Origin of the sequence: Streptomyces sp. NPDC014891, assembly GCF_043081085.1 — a bacterium.
Lineage (GTDB): Bacteria > Actinomycetota > Actinomycetes > Streptomycetales > Streptomycetaceae > Streptomyces.
Genome location: NZ_JBIBWF010000005.1, coordinates 175,941 through 194,021 on the forward strand (window position 1 = coordinate 175,941; position 18,081 = coordinate 194,021).

The 18,081-nt window shown below is 71.8% G+C and carries 18 protein-coding genes; 10 read left to right on the forward strand and 8 right to left on the reverse strand.

Features of this window, described 5'->3' with window-relative positions; translation table 11 throughout:
* The first annotated feature begins 54 nt into the window (after positions 1-54).
* Together ACF09E_RS16150 and ACF09E_RS16155 are read left to right on the forward strand one after the other, a co-directional pair.
* Positions 55-396 (forward strand): PadR family transcriptional regulator, encoded by a 342-nt coding sequence (locus tag ACF09E_RS16150; protein ID WP_383869599.1) that lies wholly within the window; start codon positions 55-57, stop codon positions 394-396.
* Complete coding sequence (locus ACF09E_RS16155) at positions 393-1,136, forward strand: hypothetical protein (protein ID WP_392205765.1); 744 nt, start codon at positions 393-395, stop codon at positions 1,134-1,136. Before ACF09E_RS16150 ends, ACF09E_RS16155 begins: the two co-directional genes overlap by 4 nt.
* A 7-nt stretch (positions 1,137-1,143) precedes the next feature.
* Here ACF09E_RS16155 and ACF09E_RS16160 read toward each other — a convergent pair whose 3' ends face one another.
* Complete coding sequence (locus tag ACF09E_RS16160; protein WP_392205766.1) at positions 1,144-1,680, reverse strand: GNAT family N-acetyltransferase; 537 nt, start codon at positions 1,678-1,680, stop codon at positions 1,144-1,146.
* Positions 1,681-1,788: 108 nt separating this feature from the next.
* Between ACF09E_RS16160 and ACF09E_RS16165 the strand changes: the two genes are divergently transcribed.
* Positions 1,789-2,682: an alpha/beta fold hydrolase gene (locus ACF09E_RS16165; protein WP_392205767.1), complete on the forward strand. Its 894-nt coding sequence runs from the start codon at positions 1,789-1,791 to the stop codon at positions 2,680-2,682.
* On the opposite strand, the gene ACF09E_RS16170 is transcribed toward ACF09E_RS16165, so the two are convergent.
* Positions 2,672-2,908 carry a hypothetical protein gene (locus ACF09E_RS16170; RefSeq protein ID WP_388793741.1) on the reverse strand — a complete coding sequence of 79 codons (237 nt, stop codon included), beginning with the start codon at positions 2,906-2,908 and terminating at the stop codon, positions 2,672-2,674. The genes ACF09E_RS16165 and ACF09E_RS16170 overlap by 11 nt on opposite strands.
* Before the next feature lie 216 nt (positions 2,909-3,124).
* On the opposite strand from ACF09E_RS16170, the gene ACF09E_RS16175 reads away from it, so the two are divergent.
* From ACF09E_RS16175 to ACF09E_RS16190, 4 genes are all read left to right on the forward strand, one after another.
* Positions 3,125-4,375 (forward strand): helix-turn-helix domain-containing protein, encoded by a 1,251-nt coding sequence (locus tag ACF09E_RS16175; RefSeq protein WP_392205768.1) that lies wholly within the window; start codon positions 3,125-3,127, stop codon positions 4,373-4,375.
* A 93-nt stretch (positions 4,376-4,468) separates the two neighbouring features.
* A complete protein-coding gene (locus tag ACF09E_RS16180) occupies positions 4,469-4,915 on the forward strand; it encodes a hypothetical protein (protein WP_392205769.1) in 447 nt (148 codons plus the stop codon).
* Positions 4,916-5,054: 139 nt separating this feature from the next.
* A complete protein-coding gene (locus ACF09E_RS16185; RefSeq protein ID WP_392205770.1) occupies positions 5,055-5,585 on the forward strand; it encodes a glycine-rich domain-containing protein in 531 nt (176 codons plus the stop codon).
* A gap of 32 nt (positions 5,586-5,617) precedes the next feature.
* The gene (locus ACF09E_RS16190; protein WP_392205771.1) at positions 5,618-5,827 is read left to right on the forward strand and encodes a hypothetical protein; all 210 of its coding nucleotides are present in this window, start codon (positions 5,618-5,620) and stop codon (positions 5,825-5,827) included.
* 200 nt (positions 5,828-6,027) lie between these two features.
* Here the strand turns inward: ACF09E_RS16190 and pruA are convergent, their stop codons facing one another.
* Together pruA and ACF09E_RS16200 are read right to left on the reverse strand one after the other, a co-directional pair.
* Positions 6,028-7,659 (reverse strand): L-glutamate gamma-semialdehyde dehydrogenase, encoded by a 1,632-nt coding sequence (gene pruA / locus ACF09E_RS16195; RefSeq protein ID WP_392040502.1) that lies wholly within the window; start codon positions 7,657-7,659, stop codon positions 6,028-6,030.
* A 30-nt stretch (positions 7,660-7,689) separates the two neighbouring features.
* Positions 7,690-8,616 carry a proline dehydrogenase family protein gene (locus ACF09E_RS16200; RefSeq protein ID WP_392205772.1) on the reverse strand — a complete coding sequence of 309 codons (927 nt, stop codon included), beginning with the start codon at positions 8,614-8,616 and terminating at the stop codon, positions 7,690-7,692.
* 183 nt (positions 8,617-8,799) lie between these two features.
* Between ACF09E_RS16200 and ACF09E_RS16205 the strand changes: the two genes are divergently transcribed.
* The 3 genes from ACF09E_RS16205 (at position 8,800) to ACF09E_RS16215 (ending at position 12,302) form a co-directional block, all read left to right on the forward strand.
* Positions 8,800-9,921, forward strand: coding sequence for a PucR family transcriptional regulator (locus tag ACF09E_RS16205; RefSeq protein ID WP_392205773.1), 1,122 nt, complete (start codon positions 8,800-8,802; stop codon positions 9,919-9,921).
* Between the two features lie 63 nt (positions 9,922-9,984).
* A complete protein-coding gene (locus ACF09E_RS16210; RefSeq protein WP_392205774.1) occupies positions 9,985-11,133 on the forward strand; it encodes a DUF1266 domain-containing protein in 1,149 nt (382 codons plus the stop codon).
* Positions 11,130-12,302, forward strand: coding sequence for a DUF1266 domain-containing protein (locus ACF09E_RS16215; RefSeq protein ID WP_392205775.1), 1,173 nt, complete (start codon positions 11,130-11,132; stop codon positions 12,300-12,302). The genes ACF09E_RS16210 and ACF09E_RS16215 overlap by 4 nt, the downstream gene beginning before the upstream one ends.
* Positions 12,303-12,505: 203 nt before the next feature.
* On the opposite strand, the gene serA is transcribed toward ACF09E_RS16215, so the two are convergent.
* The 4 genes from serA to ACF09E_RS16235 form a co-directional block, all read right to left on the reverse strand.
* Positions 12,506-14,095 (reverse strand): phosphoglycerate dehydrogenase, encoded by a 1,590-nt coding sequence (gene serA / locus ACF09E_RS16220; RefSeq protein ID WP_392205776.1) that lies wholly within the window; start codon positions 14,093-14,095, stop codon positions 12,506-12,508.
* Positions 14,096-14,332: 237 nt separating this feature from the next.
* On the reverse strand, positions 14,333-15,334 hold the full coding sequence (ilvC, locus tag ACF09E_RS16225) for a ketol-acid reductoisomerase (protein ID WP_055602072.1): 1,002 nt from the start codon (positions 15,332-15,334) through the stop codon (positions 14,333-14,335).
* A 133-nt stretch (positions 15,335-15,467) separates the two neighbouring features.
* Positions 15,468-15,995, reverse strand: a complete 528-nt coding sequence (ilvN, locus tag ACF09E_RS16230) for an acetolactate synthase small subunit (RefSeq protein ID WP_266897003.1) — start codon at positions 15,993-15,995, stop codon at positions 15,468-15,470.
* Positions 15,996-16,036: 41 nt separating this feature from the next.
* Positions 16,037-17,887 carry an acetolactate synthase large subunit gene (locus ACF09E_RS16235; protein WP_392205777.1) on the reverse strand — a complete coding sequence of 617 codons (1,851 nt, stop codon included), beginning with the start codon at positions 17,885-17,887 and terminating at the stop codon, positions 16,037-16,039.
* Between the last annotated feature and the right edge of the window lie 194 nt (positions 17,888-18,081).

Below are 18,081 nucleotides of genomic sequence, written 5' to 3' on the forward strand. Positions count from 1 at the left end.
CTCGGCCCCGCTATCTAGTTTGCATGGCTATCTAGCTGATGGTGCAATACACCCATGGCCGCAGACCGCAGATCCAGCTGGCTCAAGGGAGTCCTCGACCTGCTCGTCCTCTCCCGCCTGACCGACGGCGAGAGCTACGGGTACGAGATCGCCAAGGCGCTCGCCGAGGCGGGACTCGGCGAGATCAAGGGCGGGACGCTCTATCCCGTACTGAACAGGCTGGAGGAAGCGGGTCTGGTGGAGGCCGAGTTCCGCGCCGCGGAGCGCGGCCCGGGGCGCCGCTACTACCGGCTCACCGCACGGGGGCGCGAGCACCTCGCCACCGAGAGCCGCGACTGGCTGCGCTTCCACCGCGCCGTCGAGACCACGCTCCACCCAGGGGGAACCACCGCATGACCACCGCATCCGACCGTTACTTCACCGAGCTCGCCGACGCGCTGCGCTCCGCGGGCGTGCCGCCGGAGCAGGTCGACGCCACCGTCGAGGACCTGCGCGGGCACCTCTCCGGCACCGGTGCGCACCCGGAGGAGGAGTTCGGCCCGGCCGCCGCGTTCGCCGCCCGGCTCGGCGGCCTCGCGCCGCTGCCGGGCGAACCGGACGACCGGGCGGAGAGCTGGACCTGGACGGCGGACCTCTTCAACGACCGCCGGATGCTCGCCGTCCACGGCGACCAGGGCTGGGAGGTGGAGTCCCTGGACCCCCTCGGCCGGTTCGTCTGCCGCCGTCCCGCGACGGCGACCCTGCGCTGGGAGTACCGCCGCGAGGTCATCGGCGCCGGGCGCCGGGCCAGGGTGCTGGCCGAGCTGGAGCCGGAGGGCTGGGAGCCGTGCGGGGAGTGGCTGGTGTACGGCTACTTCAAGCGGCCGCGGGCGGCGACGGCCGGCCCCGCCGGAGCCCTGGACGCCCGGCCGGCCGCCCCGCGCCGGTGGCTGTTCCTGAGCCGCCGCGGCAAGGCGGCGCTCGCGGTGTGGGCCGTCGTGGTCGGCGCCGCGACGGCGGCCTGCTTCGTCGGGACGCTCGGCACGGGCGGGCTCGCGATCACCATCGCCCTCGCCTCGATGTTCTCCGCCCTGTTCACCTCGCACCTGGAGACGGCCAAGGGGCGGGTGGACCAGGAGCGCCCGACCTCCCCCTGACCCCTCCTCACATCACGTCGCCGTCGCGCCAGTCGAAGACGAGCGCGGCGGCGGGATCGGGCAGTGTCCGGCCGGCCGCCGGGCGCAGCAGGACGTGCCCCTCCTCCTCGGCGAGCCGGACGGGCCCCTCGGGCCCCATCGCCTCGATGCGACCCTCCCAGACCCGCCAGCCGCGCGCCCGGTAGAGCGCGGCCCCCTCGTCCGAGGCGCCGAGGGCCCCGAAGGCGTGGGTCCCGTCGATCACCCGCTCCAGTGCGGCCATCACGGCGCCGCCGAGCCCCTGCCGCCGGAGGCCGGCCCGGACGGCGACGGCCTCGACGTACCCGACGCGGTGGGAGCGCCCGCGATGGCGGGCGCGGCGCAGGACGACGGCGCCGTGGGCCGCGATGCCGTGCTCGTCCTCGATCCAGGCGTGGACGCCGCCGAGGCAGTGGTCCCAGTCCTCGTCGGAGAAATCTCCACCGAAGGCCTCGTCGAGCAGCTCGCGTACGGAGCGGAGCCGGTCGGCCCCGAGTTCGTGGGTGGGCGCGGTCCTCAGGGTCATGCCCCCAGACTCCCACAGCACTTCTAACCCCTAATTAACCATTGACAGGTTAGAGGGCGCCTGCTTGAGTGCTCGCATAACCGCTGTCACGCACGCAAGGGGTTAGATATGACGTCCGACGTCCTGTCCGTCCACCACCGCACCGCCACGGTCCGGGGCCACGAGATCGCCTACCGGGAGGCCGGTCCGGCCGACGCGCCCGTCCTCCTCCTGCTGCACGGCTTCCCCACCAGCTCGCACATGTTCCGCGACCTGATCCCGCTGCTCGCCGACCGCTACCGGCTGATCGCCCCCGACCACCTGGGCTTCGGCCGCAGCGCGGCCCCCGACGCCGCCGACTTCGACTACACCTTCGCCGAACTGGCCTCGCTCACCTCGGAGTTCACGGAGATCCTGGGGCTGGAGCGGTTCGCGATCTACCTCCAGGACTACGGCTCCCCCATCGGCCTGCGCCTCGCCCTCGCCCACCCGGAGCGGATCACCGCGATCGTCACCCAGAACGGCAACGCCTACGAGGAGGGGCTCGGCGCCGAGGCCTGGGCGCCGGTCCTCGCCCTGATCGAGGAGCGCACCCCGGAGACGGAGGCACCGGTGCGCGCCATCCGCTCCCTGGACGGCATCCGGTGGCAGTACGAGACGGGCGTGCCGGCCGCGTACCGGGACCTGCTGAGCCCGGACGCCTGGCACCACGACGCGGCGCTCATGGCCCGCCCGGGCCAGGACGGCATCCAGCTCGCCCTGATCGCCGACTACGGCTCCAACTTCGCGCTCTACCCGGCCTTCCAGGAGTACTTCCGCACCAGCAGGGCCCCGCTGCTCGCGGTCTGGGGCGAGGGCGACGAGATCTTCGTCCCCGCGGGCGCCGAGGCGTTCCGCCGGGACCTCCCGGACGCCGAGGTCCACCTGCTCCCGACGGGCCACTTCGCCCTGGAGACCCACGCGCCGGCGATCGCGGAGCTGATCGGGGACTTCCTCGCGCGGCGCGCCGACCTCAGGCCGTAGCCCTCTCCAGATCCCGGCCCACCCGCTCCAGCCAGCCGGCGAGCTCCTCCCGGGAGGAGGCCTCGCCCCCGCTCAGGGCCGCGGCCTGCGCGTCCGTGATCCGGTCGGGCCCCGACTCCGTCAGCAGCCCGTGGAGCCGCTTGACCAGGGACATCATCCGCAACGCGTCGAGATGCTCGACCGCGTCGACCCCGTGCCCAGGGCCGAGTGTCGTCGAACCGGGCATGTCGTGCCTCCTCACCGAACCCCCTCCCAGCAGCCTAAGCCCGCACGATGAGAACCGCCCCCGTCCGCGAAATCGTCACCGGGCGGCCCGTAAGTCGTCCGGGCCCAAGTCCGCCACGCCGGGAGGGAGCGGATTCTTGCTTTGTGGATCACACAGCCAAGGTCCTGCCCCCTACCCTGTCGGGTGTCGAGTCCGTGCAGAGATAGGGGCAAGGCCGTGCCATCTGATGCTTCCCCCGACCCGTATGCCGACCGCCTGGCCTTCGGGCAGAGGATGCAGATCCTCCGTGAGCGCCGTGGCATGACCCGCACGGTCCTCGGCGGCCTTCTCGGCAGGTCCGTCGACTGGGTGAAGGACATCGAACGCGGCCGCCTCCAGGCACCCGGGCTCGAGACGGTGTACCGCATCGCCGAGGCCCTCCGCGTCCGGAACCTCGCCGACCTCACAGGACGAAACGACATGCGCATCGACCTCTTCGTCGGCCCCGGGCACCCGCGGCTCGCCGCAGTGCGCGCAGCCGTCGACAGCTTCGGGCCCGGCTCCACCGACGAGGCTCCGCCGGCCCGGCACATCGCCGCCCGCCTCGCTGCCGCATGGGCCGCCCGGCACTCCGCACCGAACCACCGCGAGCAGATCGGCGCCCTACTGCCCGACCTGATCAGGGATGCCCGGCTCGCGGTGAAGCAGGCGCAGGCCCCCGCGGACTGGCGCGCGGCGCAGGCCGTCCTCGCCGAGGTCTACAGCCTGTCGCAGTTCTTCCTCGCCTACCAGCCCGACGCCTCGCTCCTGTGGCGCGTTGCCGAGCGGAGCATGGTCGCCGCCCAGCAGTCGGACGACGCGCACACCATCGGCGTCTCCGCGTGGCTCCTCACACAGGCGCACCGGGACTCCGGGCCCGGGCACTACGACGCGGCCGACGCCGTGAACCTGGAGGCGCTCGCCTTCCTCCAGCCGCTCCTCCCGGACGCCTCGCGCGAGGTCCTCGCCATCGCGGGCGCCCTGACCTTCGAGGCCGGGTACACCGCGGCGCGCCGCGGCGAGACGGCAGCGGCATGGCACCACTGGGACACCGCACAGGACATGGCCGCCCGGCTACCGGAGACCTACTACCACCCGGTCACCTCGTTCTCCCGGGCCATCATGGGCGCCCACGCCGTGACCGTCGCGGTCGAACTGCACTCCGGCCCCGAATCCGTGCGGCAGGCGGCTCGGGCGGACGCCACCGCGATCCCGTCCCGCCCGCGCCGCGCGCGGCACCGCATCGAGCAGGCCCGCGGCTACCAGCTCGACGGACAGCCGGACGTCGCCATCGCGACCCTGGCGCAGGCGCACGAGGCGGCACCGGAGACGATCAAGTACAACGGGTACGCCCGGGCGATCCTTCTGGAACAGGCCGAATCCAAGGTGACCGCGCGTCGGCGCCGCGCCGCCGAGCTGGCCGTGAAGGTGGGCGTCCTCGCGGCCTGACGCCAGACAGGGGTGGGGGAATCTCCACCCTCTCCTCGCGCGCACCGCTCCTACCGTCGTCGTACCGAAAGCCCGCGACGGCAGGAGCACCCGATGGCCGAGCAGTCCGACCGCATCATCGAGGTAGATCTCGGTCCGGCTCTCCTCCAGATCACTACGACCATCGAGGAGCATGCCGAAGACGCGGCCATGGCGACCGTCCGCCGGGCCCTCACCATGCAGGACACCGTCGGGACCCTGGAACTCGCGCGGCTGACGGACACCCTCCTGACGCACTGCGCCGGCCTCGCCGTCGGCATCGAGACCATCCCCTCCGACGAGCGCCCGGTGCGCGGGCAGGGCGCCCTGAGGGACTGGGCGCAGCTCCAGCAGGACGGGCCCGGCACCGGCCCGCTCGGCACGTGGTCCTACGCCCGGATGCTCGCGGTGGTTGCCCGGTCCATGGTCACGGCGCTCCGCGACCACCGCGCGACCACGGAGCGGCGGCCGCCCTACGTGGCCCGCCCGGGGCTGCCCCCGCTCACCCCCTCGTCCTCGTGAAGGAGTGGCAGCGCCAGGCGCTCTACTGCCTGATCACCCTCGGCATCCTCGCGACGCTCGTCGTCGGCATCGCCCAGTGACTCCCGCCCCTCAGCAGGGCGGGCCCTGCACCATCGGACATCCACCACCAGGAGGACCCATGGCCTGCACGACCGGCAACCCCACCCCCTGCTCGGCCAGTCCCGAGCCGCCCGGCAGCCCGGCCGGCGCCCGCGCCATGCTCAGTGACGCCGCGTTCAACGGCGTGATGCACACGGTCCTGGACGACAACCCCGAGTGGACCGCCGACAAGGCCGGCCGGGTCGTGGTCGAGGCGCTCAAGTTCGTCGCGGCCGCGGCGTTCTTCCCCACGGCCCGGATCTCCCCGACGAAGGAGGTCGACGAGGGCTGGCACGCGCTCATCCTCCACACCCACCTGTATGCCACGCTGTGCAGCCGCCTCGGCCGCACCGTCCACCACTACCCCGAGCGCCCGGAGGCGGCCCGCCGCGACCCGGACGTCATCACCCGCACCATGGCCCTGATCGAGCAGGCGGGCTACACCCCCGACCCGGAGCTCTGGACCGGACGCGTCGGGCAGCTGGTCGGCGTGGTCCGGCACACCCCGCCCGGCGGCTGCGGCCCGATCAACCCCGGCAACTGCGCCGTCCACCCGCCTCAGCCTGAATAGGCTTGGCGCCTGCCGACGCAAGGAGAGCCGCCATGGACGCGCGCGACGTCAAGGCCCTGCACGACTCGATGCGCAAGTACGGGATCCCCGGCACCCTGGAGCCGGTGGACCCGGCACGCCGAGCGGGTGCCTGGCGGGTCGTCGACCCCGACGACGGCCGGGACATCACCGGGGACGTCGTCGCCCGTGTGGCAGCACTCGACCGTCACCGGCCCACCCGCGGATTCGTCATCCCGCGGTAGCCGCACCTGGACCCGTCGAGCGCGGGACCACAGCTCACCGGGTCACCGACGGCCCCGGCTCTCGGGGAGAGCCGGGGCCGTGGTCGGCGCCGGTCGGATGACCGAACCTGAAACCGCCCCCGTCCTCGGTTGGGGGACCGGGGAGGGGGGCGGTGATCGGGGGCCGCTCGCGCGGCGGGCCTCCGGGGGAGGCGGGGGCGTCAGCCCATGTGGGGGTAGCCGTACTCGGTCGGCGGGACCAGCGTCTCCTTGATGGCGCGGGTCAGCGTCCAGCGCATCAGGTTCTGCGGGGCGCCGGCCTTGTCGTTGGTGCCCGAGGCGCGGCCGCCGCCGAACGGCTGCTGGCCGACGACGGCGCCGGTCGACTTGTCGTTGATGTAGAAGTTGCCCGCGGCGAAGCGGAGCTTCTCCATCGTGTACGCGGCCGCGGCACGGTCGCCGGAGATGACCGAGCCGGTGAGGGCGTAGTCCGAGACCGACTCCATCTGGGTCAGCATCTCGTCGTACTTCTCGTCCTCGTAGACCAGGACGGCCAGGATCGGACCGAAGTACTCGGCCTTGAAGACCTCGTTCTCCGGGTCGGTGCACGCGATGACGGTCGGGCGGACGAAGTAGCCCACCGAGTCGTCGTAGGTGCCGCCGGCGATGATCGTGCAGGTCGGGTCGGCCGCGGCGCGGTCGATCGCGGCCTTGTTCTTGGCGAACGAGCGCTCGTCGATGACGGCGCCGATGAAGTTCGACAGGTCGGTGACGTCACCCATGGTGATGCCGTCGACCTCCGCCGCGAACTCCTCCTTGAAGCCGTCGTTCCAGATGGACGCGGGGACGTACGCACGCGAGGACGCGGAGCACTTCTGGCCCTGGAACTCGAAGGAGCCGCGGGTCAGCGCGGTCTTCAGGATCGCGCGGTCGGCGCTGGGGTGCGCGACGACGAAGTCCTTGCCGCCGGTCTCGCCGACGATCCGCGGGTACGAGCGGTACTTCTCGATGTTGGTGCCGACCGTCTTCCACAGGTGCTGGAAGGTCCTGGTCGAACCCGTGAAGTGGATGCCGGCCAGGTCGGGGTGGTTCAGGGCCACCTCGGAGACGGCGATGCCGTCGCCGGTCACCAGGTTGATGACGCCCTTCGGCAGGCCGGCCTCCTCCAGGAGCTCCATGAGGAGCACGGCGGAGTGGGTCTGCGTCGGGGACGGCTTCCAGACCACCACGTTGCCCATGAGGGCGGGGGCGGTGGGCAGGTTGCCCGCGATGGCCGTGAAGTTGAACGGCGTGATCGCGTAGACGAAGCCCTCCAGCGGGCGGTGGTCCAGACGGTTCCACACGCCCGGGGAGTTCGCCGGCGGCTGCTCCGCGAGGATCTGGCGGGCGTACGCCACGTTGAAGCGCCAGAAGTCGACGAGCTCGCACGGGGTGTCGATCTCGGCCTGCTGGGCGGTCTTCGACTGGCCGAGCATGGTGGACGCGGCCAGCGTCTCGCGCCACGGGCCGGCGAGCAGCTCGGCGGCGCGCAGGATGATCGCGGCGCGGTCGTCGAAGGACATGGCGCGCCAGGCGGGGGCCGCGGCCAGGGCCGCGTCGACGGCGTCCTGGGCGTCCTTCTCGGTGGCGCCCCGGAAGGTGCCGATGACGGCCTTGTGGTTGTGCGGCTGGACGACCTTGAACTCCTCGCCGCCGCCGAGGCGCTTCACGCCGCCGATGGTCATCGGCAGCTCGCGCGGGTTCTCGGCCAGCTCCTTGAGCTTGGTCTCGAGGCGGGCGCGCTCGGGGGAGCCGGGGGCGTAGCTGTGCACCGGCTCGTTGACCGGAGCGGGGACCTGGGTGACAGCGTCCATAAGTCTCGTGACTCCTTGTGAGAGGTGGGCTCAGCCCTTGGTGAGGATGGAGCGGACGAAGAAGAGGAGGTTGGCCGGCTTCTCCGCGAGGCGGCGCATGAAGTAGCCGTACCAGTCGGTGCCGTACGCGGTGTAGACACGCATCCGGTGGCCCTCGGCCGCGAGGCGGTTCTGCTCCTCGCTGCGGATGCCGTACAGCATCTGGAACTCGTACTCGTCCAGCTTGCGCCCGGCACGGCGGGCGAGCTCCTGGCCGATGGAGATCAGGCGCGGGTCGTGGGAGCCGATCATCGGGTAGCCCTCGCCGTCCATCAGGATCTTCATGATCCGGACGTACGCCTTGTCGATCCCGGGCTTGTCCTGGATGGCGACCGAGGCGGGCTCCTTGTAGGCGCCCTTCACGATCCGGACGCGGGAGCCGTTCGCGGCGAGGCGGCGGGCGTCGTCCTCGGTGCGGAAGAGGTAGGCCTGGATGACGCAGCCGGTCTGCGGGTGGTCCTTCCGCAGCTCCTCGTGGATGGCGAACATCGAGTCGAGGGTCGTGTGGTCCTCGGCGTCCAGCGTCACCGTGGTGCCGATCTCGGCGGCGGCCGCCACGACCGGGCGGACGTTCGCGAGGGCCAGCTCGTGGCCGTTCTCCAGCGACTGGCCGAACATCGAGAGCTTCACGGACATCTCGGCGCGCTCGCCGAGGCCCAGCTCCTTCAGGCGCCCGATGAGCTCCAGGTAGGCGTCGCGGGCGGCGTACGACTGCTCGACGGTGGTGATGTCCTCACCGACGACGTCGAGGGTGACCTCCAGGCCGCGGTCGCTCAGCTCCTGGACGATCGGGACGACGTCCTCGACCGTCTGACCGGCGATGAAGCGGGCGACGACCTGCTTGGTCCCGGGGGCGGCCGACACGAAACGGCGCATCTTGTCGCTGCGCGACGCGGCGAGGATCACGGGACCCAGCACGGGGACCTCCAGAAGGACAGGGGGACGAAGGGGGCCGTACCCGGTCTTTGCGAAGAATCCGGGAACAGCACGAGGAACCACCGTGAAACCTAGGGACCGCTCCGATCGTCCGCCATCTACAGCTGTCACGCATCCGTGGGCGGCCTCTCATACATATGTCTGAGAGGGTGCGAGAATGGCGCTGTGAAGGGCGATTACCAAGAACTGGTGGACGAGATCTCCGCGCTCCTGGGCGCACCCGCGACGCTGGAGAACCGGGACTTCGGCCTGATCGCCTTCGGTGCCCACGACAGCGACGACGACAGCGCGATGGACCCCGTCCGCACCCGGTCGATCCTGACGCGGAAGTCGACCCCGGCCGTCCGCGCCTGGTTCGAGGGCTTCGGCATCACCCGGGCGACGGGCCCGGTCCGCATCCCGGCCGCCCCGGACGCCGGGGTGTTCCGCGACCGCATCTGCCTGCCCGTACGCCATCGGGGTGTCGTCCTCGGCTACGTCTGGCTGCTCGACGCCGAGCCCGGCCCCCCGCCGGCCCGGCTCACGGCCGCCATGGAGGTGGCCACCCGGATCGGCGACCTGCTCGCCGACGAGGAGCGCGCCGACGCCGACCTCTCGCGCGAGTTCGCCGCGACCCTGACCGCCGGACGCGGCTGGCAGAGCGAGATGGCCGTCGCGGCCCTCCGCGTCGCCCTCGGCCCCAGCGGGGACGGTCTGCACGCCGTCGTCTGCGTGACCCCCTGGCAGGGCGAGGCCCCCTCCATCCGGTCGGTCCCCGGCGCGGCGGCGGTCGCCGTGCTCCCCGAGGGGGACTCCGGCGAGTCCCTCGCCGCCCTCGTACGGCTCCGCACCGCCGAGGACCTCTCCCCCGCCCGCACGGCCGCCGACCGGCTGCGCTCCGCCTCCCCGGCCGGCATCGCGAACCCCCGCCGGGGCCTCACGGACCTCCCGGCGGCCTGGCGCGAGGCCAACACGGCCGCGCGCGCCGCCACGGCGCAGCCGAGCCTCGGGCCGGTGGCGGAGTGGGCCGGGATCGGCCCGTACCGCCTGCTCGCGGCGCTGTACCACCCCGAGGTCGACCCCGCCGTCGCCCCGTTGGTGGTCCCCGCCCACGCCGAACTGGCCCGCACCGCCGAGGTGTTCCTCGACAACGCGGGACAGGCGGGACGCACGGCGGCCGCCCTGGGCATCCACCGGCAGACCCTCTACTACCGGCTGTCCCGGGTCGAGCAGCTCACCGGCCTGGACCTGGACGACGGCGAGGACCGCCTGCTGCTCCACATGTCCCTCAAGTCGGCGCGGCTCTGAGTCCGCCGGGTTCCGAACGGCCGCCCCGCCGGGCCGGTTCGGCCCGTTCATAGAATCTCCCCCATGACCACGGGGAACGGGGCGCCGCCGACGCACACCGAGCGACTGCTGTACGAGGCGGGGGAACGCGACGACCGCGCCGCCGTGCTCGACGCCCTCGGACGGACCCGGCTGTACGTCCTGCAGGCACGGGCGCAGGCGGACGTCCCCGGTCACGTCCCTCCCCTGATCTCCCGGCGCGACCGGTCCGCCCGGCGCACCGTCGTACCGGTGCTGACCGAGGGCATGCTGCCGCCGTGGCACCCGGACTGGGTGTTCCAGCAGACCACTCTCGGCCGGCTCGCCGCCGCCTGGCCGAACGACCGGTGGTGGCTCGCGGTCAATCCCGACACCCCGTTCGCCGCGGCCCTCCCGGCCCGGGCCCGGGACCGGCAGGCCTGGCGGGAGGCGAGCGACCGGGGCGGCGGCCCGCCCCGCCTCCGCCTGCTCACCCACGCGGGCGGCCCGCTGCACGGCCCGGTCGCGCACGCCCTCGCGCTCGGCGCGCACCTCGCCGTCCTCAACGGCCTGGTGTGGAACGGCCTCGGCGCCCAGTACGAGGACTACCCGACCGACGTCTCCCGGCTGCGCCGGCCCTGGGCCGTCCACCACCGGGCGGACTTCCGGGACAAGCTGCGGATCCTCATCGCCACCCGGCTGGTCGGCAGGGTCCCCGAGTCCGTCCTGGGCGTCCGGCGCACCCTCACCGCCCGGCTGGGCGCCGCTCCCTCCGGTGAGGAGTGGGCCGCCGCGGTGACCGCGGCGTTCGAGCGGGACGACCCCCACGGCGAGGACCGGGCCGAGGCCGCGGAGTTCCTGCGGCGGATCACCCGCTACGAGGAGCGCTTCCGTGCCGACGGCCTCCTGCCGCCGGACGGCCGGGTCGACACCCTCGCCGCCTTCGACCACGGCCGGGCCGTGAACGTCGTGCGCCTGGCCCTGGGCGCGCGGTACTGCGATCCGCGGGAGGCCGAGGAGTCCGTCCTGAAGGTCCTCGAACCGGCGCGACGGGCGTACCGCTCCTGGGAGGAGTTCTCGCTCGGCTATCTGCTCGCCCGGCTGATCCACTTCGACGAGGGGGACCCCGAGCCGATGTACCAGGAGTCCACGGCCCTCCATCGCGCCCTCACCCAGGACCCTTCGAGCCCCTACCGGAACATCCCGTGGTCATGAGCCCCCGCCGCAAGCCCGCACCGCACGCCGCCCCCTGGACGCCGCCGTCCGAGACCGAGCAGCTGCTCCACGAGGCGGTGCTGCGCGGCGACTTCGCGGAACAGATCCGTGTCCTCGCCCGGGCCGAGCTCTTCATCGGTGCTCCGCGGGCCGAGGTGGACGCCGAACCCGCATCGGTCTACTGGCGGCCCCGGCAGCTCCCCAAGGGGCTGGTCGTCCGGCCGCTCCTCACCCGCGGGATGCTGCCGCCCTGGCAACCGGACCTGGTGTTCCACCGGATCACCCTCCAGTGGGCCGCCGAGTGCGCCTGGCGGGACCCCCGGGCGCTGCTCGCCGTCAACGGCGGCACCCCCGGGGAGCTGCTGCTGCCGGCCACGCCCGAGCACCGGGCCGGGTGGTTGCGCGCGTACCGCGAGCGCGAGCACGGCTCGGGCGACCGCTTCGCCGCTCTGCGGCACGGGCCGCTGCACGGCCCCCTCGCCTTCGGACTCGCCTGCGGCGCCCATCTGGCCTACGGCAACGGCGTTCCGTGGAACGACGTCGGGTGCCACTACCGGGACTACACCGAGGACCTCGACTCGCTCCGCGAGGCCTGGGGCGTCACCGACCGGGCCGGCTGGCGCAAGCAGCTCGACGCGCTCCTCGACGGGCGCAACAGCCCGCCCGAGCCGGACTTCGCCCTCCGGATCCGCGAGGAGCTGCGGCACGCGCGCGCCGCGGTGCCCACGCCCGACGAGTGGCGCGAGACGGCCGCGGGACACGCCCAGGACCTGGGCGCGGGCCCGGCGGCGGTGCGGCACATCGAGGAGCTCGTACGCCGCATCGTGCGCTACGAGGCCCGGTTCCGGGCCGAGGGGCTACTGCCGCCGGACGGACGGGTGCGCAGGACGGTCGCGTACGACTACGGGCGCGCGGTGAACCTCACGCGCTGGGGCCTCTCGGCCCGCTTCTGCGCACCTCCCGAGGCCGAACAGGCGATCGTCCACGCGGGGGCGCTCGCCCGGTCGGCGTACGCGTCCTGGGAGGAGTACTCGGCGGGGTACGCGCTGGGCAGGGTGCTGCGTTTCGACGGGGAGGAGTACGGCTGCTTTCACGAGGGCAACGTGGCCGCCCACCGCGCCCTGACGGCCCACGAGGGCAGCCCGTGGCGCAACATCCCGTGGCGCTGAGCCGGGCCCGTCACTCCCCCGTCCGGGCCCGTCGCTCCCCCATGAGGACCTCGGGGCCCGCCGGGCGCCGCCTCCTGGAGAAGGGGAACGGGCGGGCGCCTTCGAGCAGGTCTTCCCGGTGTCCCGTGACAGCACGGTACCCGGCCGGTGGACGCCTGTGTCAGACGATCGTCCATCGACCGGGTACGGGGTCGTGCGGGACCTCAGACCAGGTTGACCGAGCGGGCCGAGGCCGCGCCGATCTCGGCCGAGATCTCCGTGAGCACGGCGGCCGGGACGGTGTCGTCCACGGTCAGGACGACGAGCGCCTCGCCGCCCTCCTCGGCGCGGGCCACCTGCATGCCCGCGATGTTCAGACCGGCCTGGCCGAGGATCCGGCCGACGGTGCCGACGACACCCGGGCGGTCCTCGTAGCGCAGCACGACCATGTGGTCGGCGAGCGCCAGGTCCACGTCGTACTCGCCGACCGCGACGATCTTCTGGAGGTGCTTGGGGCCGGCGAGGGTGCCGGAGACCGAGACCTCCTCGCCGCTGGCGAGGGTGCCGCGCACGGTGACCACGTTGCGGTGGTCGGGCGACTCGGAGCTGGTCGTCAGGCGCACCTCGACACCGCGCTCCTGCGCGAACAGCGGGGCGTTCACGTACGACACGGTCTCATCGACGACGTCCTCGAACACGCCCTTGAGCGCGGAGAGTTCGAGCACCTTCACGTCGTGCTGGGTGATCTCGCCGTACACCTCGACGTCGAGACGGGCCGCGACCTCGCCCGCGAGGGCGGTGAAGATCCGGCCGAGCTTCTCGGCGAGCGGCAGACCCGGCTTGACGTCCTCGGCGATGACGCCGCCCTGGACGTTGACCGCGTCCGGCACGAGCTCGCCGGCGAGCGCCAGGCGCACCGAGCGGGCGACGGCGATGCCGGCCTTCTCCTGGGCCTCGTCCGTGGACGCGCCGAGGTGCGGGGTGCAGACGACCTGGTCGAGCTCGAAGAGCGGGGAGTCCGTGCAGGGCTCCTTCGCGTACACGTCGAGGCCGGCGCCGGCGACGCGACCCTCCTTGAGCGCCGAGTACAGCGCGGCCTCGTCGACGATCCCGCCGCGCGCGGCGTTGACGATCCGGACGGAGGGCTTGACCTTGTGCAGCGCCTCGTCGCCGATGAGACCGAGGGTCTCGGGCGTCTTCGGCAGGTGGACGGTGATGAAGTCGGCGACCTCCAGGAGCTCGTCCAGGGCCAGCAGCTTCACCCCCATCTGGGCGGCGCGGGCGGGCTGCACGTAGGGGTCGTACGCGACGATCTTCATGCCGAAGGCCGACATGCGCTGGGCGACCAGGACGCCGATGCGGCCGAGGCCGACGACGCCGAGGGTCTTCTCGCTCAGCTCGACGCCCGTGTACTTGGAGCGCTTCCACTCGCCGTTCTTCAGCGCGGTGTTGGCCTGCGGGATGTTGCGCGCGGTGGCGACCAGCAGGCCGCAGGCGAGCTCGGCGGCGGTCACGATGTTCGACGTCGGGGCGTTGACGACCATCACGCCGGCCTTGGTGGCGGCGGAGACGTCGACGTTGTCCAGACCGACGCCGGCGCGGGCGACGACGCGCAGCTTGTTCGCGGCGGCGATGGCCTCGGCGTCGACCTTGGTCGCGGAACGGACCAGGATGGCGTCCACGTCGGCGATGGCGGGCAGCAGTTCGGCGCGGTCCGCGCCGTTGCAGTGCCGGATCTCGAAGTCCGGGCCCAGGGCGTCGACGGTGGCGGGCGACAGCTCTTCAGCGATGAGTACGACGGGTTTCGAGCTCACGTGAGTCCTCACAGATCCAGTGCGGACGGCCGTCCCGACGGCCGCAGGCGGTGGAGGGGGCTTGCCGCGTGAAAGCGCACGACGCTGTGGGCCTGAACGCGAATGTTGTTGAGCAGTGTAGTGGTGCGGGGGCGCCGTTCATGCGCCTCGTTGGAAGGATCACCCGTCCGTGGTTGGACGGCGTGTCCAACGATGCGGACAGGGGCCGGACATCTGTCCGACCCCCGTCCCGAAGGCTTACGCCTCTTCGTCGTTCACCCAGCTCATGAGCTTGCGCAGCTCCTTGCCGGTGGTCTCCAGGAGGTGGTTCTCGTCCTGGGTCTTGTACTCGTTGTACTTCTTCAGGCCGCCGTGGTACTCGGCCATCCACTCCTTGGCGAAGGTGCCGTCCTGGATCTCCGCGAGGACCTTCTTCATCTCGGCCTTGGTGGCGTCGGTGATGATCCGCGGGCCGGTGACGTAGTCGCCCCACTCGGCGGTCTCGGAGACCGACCAGCGCATCTTCTCCAGGCCGCCCTCGTACATGAGGTCGACGATGAGCTTCAGCTCGTGCAGGCACTCGAAGTAGGCGATCTCCGGCTGGTAGCCGGCCTCGGTCAGGGTCTCGAAGCCCGCCTTGACCAGCGCCGCGGTGCCACCGCAGAGGACGGCCTGCTCGCCGAAGAGGTCGGTCTCGGTCTCCTCGGTGAAGGTCGTCTTGATGACGCCGGCGCGGGTGCCGCCGATGCCCTTGGCGTACGAGAGCGCCAGCGCGAAGGCGCTGCCGGTCGCGTCCTGCTCGACGGCCGCGATGCACGGGACGCCGCGACCCTCCTCGTACTGACGGCGGACCAGGTGGCCCGGGCCCTTGGGGGCGACCAGGGCGACGTCGACGCCCTCGGGCACCTTGATGAAGCCGTAGCGGACGTTCAGGCCGTGGCCGAAGAAGAGCGCGTCGCCCTCCTTCAGGTTGTCCTTGATGGACTCCTCGTAGACCTGGGCCTGGATCGGGTCCGGGGTCAGGATCATGATGAGGTCGGCCTCGGCGGCGGCCTCGGCGACGGAGACCACGCGCAGGCCCTGCTCCTCGGCCTTGGCCTTGGACTTCGACCCCTCCTGCAGACCGACGCGGACGTCGACACCGGAGTCACGGAGCGACAGCGCGTGGGCGTGGCCCTGGCTGCCGTATCCGATCACCGCGACCTTGCGGCCCTGGATGATGGACAGGTCGGCGTCGTCGTCGTAGAACAGCTCGGCCACTGGGTATCTCCTTGAAGTGCTGGTGTTGCGTCCCACCGTACGGCGGGGAGCGGGAGGAAGGTTTTCGGGTCTCGTCAGTCGGACCGGCGGATGGACCGCCCGCCGACCTCCGACGTCCCCGCGGCGCCGGACCTCAGGCGCTGCGGTCGAGGGCCCGGAGGGACCGGTCCGTGATGGACCGGGAACCACGCCCTATGGCGATCGTGCCGGACTGCACGAGCTCCTTGATGCCGAACTGCTCCAGCATCTTGAGCATGGCGTCGAGCTTGTCACTCGATCCGGTGGCCTCGATGGTGACCGCCTCGGGCGAGACGTCCACGGTCTTGGCGCGGAACAGCTGCACGATCTCGACGATCTGGGAGCGGGTCTCGTTGTCGGCGCGGACCTTCACCAGGACGAGCTCGCGCTGGATCGCAGCGCTGGGCTCGAGTTCGACGATCTTCAGGACGTTGACCAGCTTGTTGAGCTGCTTGGTCACCTGCTCCAGGGGCAGGTCCTCGACACTGACCACGATGGTGATGCGGGAGATGTCGGGGTGCTCGGTGATGCCGACGGCGAGGGAGTCGATGTTGAAGCCGCGGCGCGAGAACAGGGCGGCGATCCGGGCGAGGATGCCGGGCGTGTTCTCGACGAGAACGGAGAGCGTGTGCTTGGTGGACATGGTCTGGGTCTCTTCCTTTTCGCTCTGCTTCGTTCCGCGCTTCAGTCGTCTTCGCCGTCACCGAAGTCGGGGCGAACGCCCCGAGCGGCCATGACCTCGTCGTTCGAGGTGCCGGCGGCGACCATCGGCCAGACCTGGGCGTCCTCGTGGACGATGAAGTCGATGACGACCGGACGGTCGTTGATGGCGTTGGCCTCGGCGATGACCTTGTCCAGGTCCGCCGGGTCCTCGCAGCGCAGGGCGACGCAGCCCATGGCCTCGGACAGCTTGACGAAGTCGGGGACGCGGGTGCCCTTGTTCGCCTGGACGTCGTCCGGACCGGAGTGCAGGACGGTGTTCGAGTAGCGCTGGTTGTAGAAGAGGGTCTGCCACTGGCGGACCATCCCGAGGGCACCGTTGTTGATGATGGCGACCTTGATCGGGATGTTGTTCAGGGCGCAGGTGGTGAGCTCCTGGTTGGTCATCTGGAAGCAGCCGTCGCCGTCGATCGCCCAGACCGGGCGGTCGGGCATGCCGGCCTTGGCGCCCATCGCGGCGGGCACCGCGTACCCCATCGTGCCCAGGCCGCCGGAGTTCAGCCAGGTGGCCGGGCGCTGGTACTCGATGAAGTGGGCGGCCCACATCTGGTGCTGGCCGACGCCCGCGGCGAAGATCGTGTCGTCGGGGGTGAGCTCGCCGATGCGCTGGATGACCTGCTGCGGCGAGAGGCTGCCGTCGTCCGGCATGTCGTAGCCGAGCGGGTAGGTCTCGCGCCAGCGGTTCAGGTCGCTCCACCAGGCGGTGTAGTCGCCCTTGTTGCCCTCGCTGTGCTCCGCCTGGACGGCCTGGACCAGGTCGGCGATGACCTCGCGGGCGTCACCGACGATCGGGACGTCGGCGGCGCGGTTCTTGCCGATCTCGGCCGGGTCGATGTCCGCGTGGACGATCTTGGCGTACGGGGCGAAGCTGTCGAGCTTGCCGGTGACGCGGTCGTCGAAGCGGGCGCCGAGGGCGACGATCAGGTCGGCCTTCTGCAGCGCGGTGACGGCGGTGACCGCGCCGTGCATGCCGGGCATGCCGACGTGCAGCGGGTGGTTGTCCGGGAAGGCTCCCAGCGCCATCAGGGTGGTGGTGACCGGGGCGCCGGTGAGCTCGGCGAGGATCTTCAGCTCGGCGGTGGCGCCGGCCTTGATGACGCCGCCGCCGACGTACAGGACGGGGCGCTTGGCCGCGCTGATCAGCTTGGCGGCCTCACGGATCTGCTTGGCGTGCGGCTTGGTGACCGGGCGGTAGCCGGGCAGGTCGGTCTGCGGCGGCCAGCTGAAGGTGGTCTTCGCCTGGAGGGCGTCCTTGGCGATGTCGACCAGGACCGGGCCGGGACGGCCGGTGGAGGCGATGTGGAAGGCCTCGGCGATGGTCCGCGGGATGTCCTCGGCCTTGGTGACCAGGAAGTTGTGCTTGGTGATCGGCATCGTGATGCCGCAGATGTCCGCCTCCTGGAAGGCGTCCGTGCCGATCGCCTTGGAGGCGACCTGGCCGGTGATCGCGACGAGCGGGACCGAGTCCATGTGCGCGTCGGCGATCGGGGTGACGAGGTTGGTCGCACCGGGTCCCGAGGTCGCCATGCAGACGCCGACCTTGCCGGTCGCCTGGGCGTAGCCGGTGGCCGCGTGGCCCGCGCCCTGCTCGTGGCGGACCAGGATGTGGCGGACCTTCTTCGAGTCCATCAGCGGGTCGTAGGCCGGGAGGATGCAGCCACCGGGGAGACCGAAGATGGTGTCCGCGCCCACCTCTTCGAGAGAGCGGATGAGGGACTGCGCGCCCGTGACGTGCTCGACGGCGGTGGCGGCCTGAGCGCCGCTACGGGGCCGCGGCTGCGGATGGTGCCCGGTGGCCTGGTCGGTCATCAGCATCTCTTCTCGAAGCAGAGGGTTTTACGAGGGTTTGGGACGGCTTGGGGGTGAGCCAGTGCAACAAAAAACCCCTCGTGCCGTGAGGCAAGCGAGGGGAGCGCGTCGGGTGCGTTTCAAGCGGGGCCTACCGGGGCCCTGCTTCAGCCGACGCGCTTTCCAAGTACGAGAATTCGGGTGCGCATGGCAATGACCCT

Excerpts from the sequence above, each read along its gene's own strand:
- ACF09E_RS16150 (WP_383869599.1), top strand. The coding sequence starts at position 55 with ATGGCCGCAGACCGCAGATCCAGCTGGCTCAAGGGAGTCCTCGACCTG.
- ACF09E_RS16155 (WP_392205765.1), top strand. The coding sequence starts at position 393 with ATGACCACCGCATCCGACCGTTACTTCACCGAGCTCGCCGACGCGCTG.
- ACF09E_RS16160 (WP_392205766.1), bottom strand. The coding sequence starts at position 1,680 with ATGACCCTGAGGACCGCGCCCACCCACGAACTCGGGGCCGACCGGCTC.
- ACF09E_RS16165 (WP_392205767.1), top strand. The coding sequence starts at position 1,789 with ATGACGTCCGACGTCCTGTCCGTCCACCACCGCACCGCCACGGTCCGG.
- ACF09E_RS16170 (WP_388793741.1), bottom strand. The coding sequence starts at position 2,908 with ATGCCCGGTTCGACGACACTCGGCCCTGGGCACGGGGTCGACGCGGTC.
- ACF09E_RS16180 (WP_392205769.1), top strand. The coding sequence starts at position 4,469 with ATGGCCGAGCAGTCCGACCGCATCATCGAGGTAGATCTCGGTCCGGCT.
- ACF09E_RS16185 (WP_392205770.1), top strand. The coding sequence starts at position 5,055 with ATGGCCTGCACGACCGGCAACCCCACCCCCTGCTCGGCCAGTCCCGAG.
- ACF09E_RS16190 (WP_392205771.1), top strand. The coding sequence starts at position 5,618 with ATGGACGCGCGCGACGTCAAGGCCCTGCACGACTCGATGCGCAAGTAC.
- pruA (WP_392040502.1), bottom strand. The coding sequence starts at position 7,659 with ATGGACGCTGTCACCCAGGTCCCCGCTCCGGTCAACGAGCCGGTGCAC.
- ACF09E_RS16210 (WP_392205774.1), top strand. The coding sequence starts at position 9,985 with ATGACCACGGGGAACGGGGCGCCGCCGACGCACACCGAGCGACTGCTG.
- ACF09E_RS16215 (WP_392205775.1), top strand. The coding sequence starts at position 11,130 with ATGAGCCCCCGCCGCAAGCCCGCACCGCACGCCGCCCCCTGGACGCCG.
- ilvN (WP_266897003.1), bottom strand. The coding sequence starts at position 15,995 with ATGTCCACCAAGCACACGCTCTCCGTTCTCGTCGAGAACACGCCCGGC.
- ACF09E_RS16235 (WP_392205777.1), bottom strand. The coding sequence starts at position 17,887 with ATGCTGATGACCGACCAGGCCACCGGGCACCATCCGCAGCCGCGGCCC.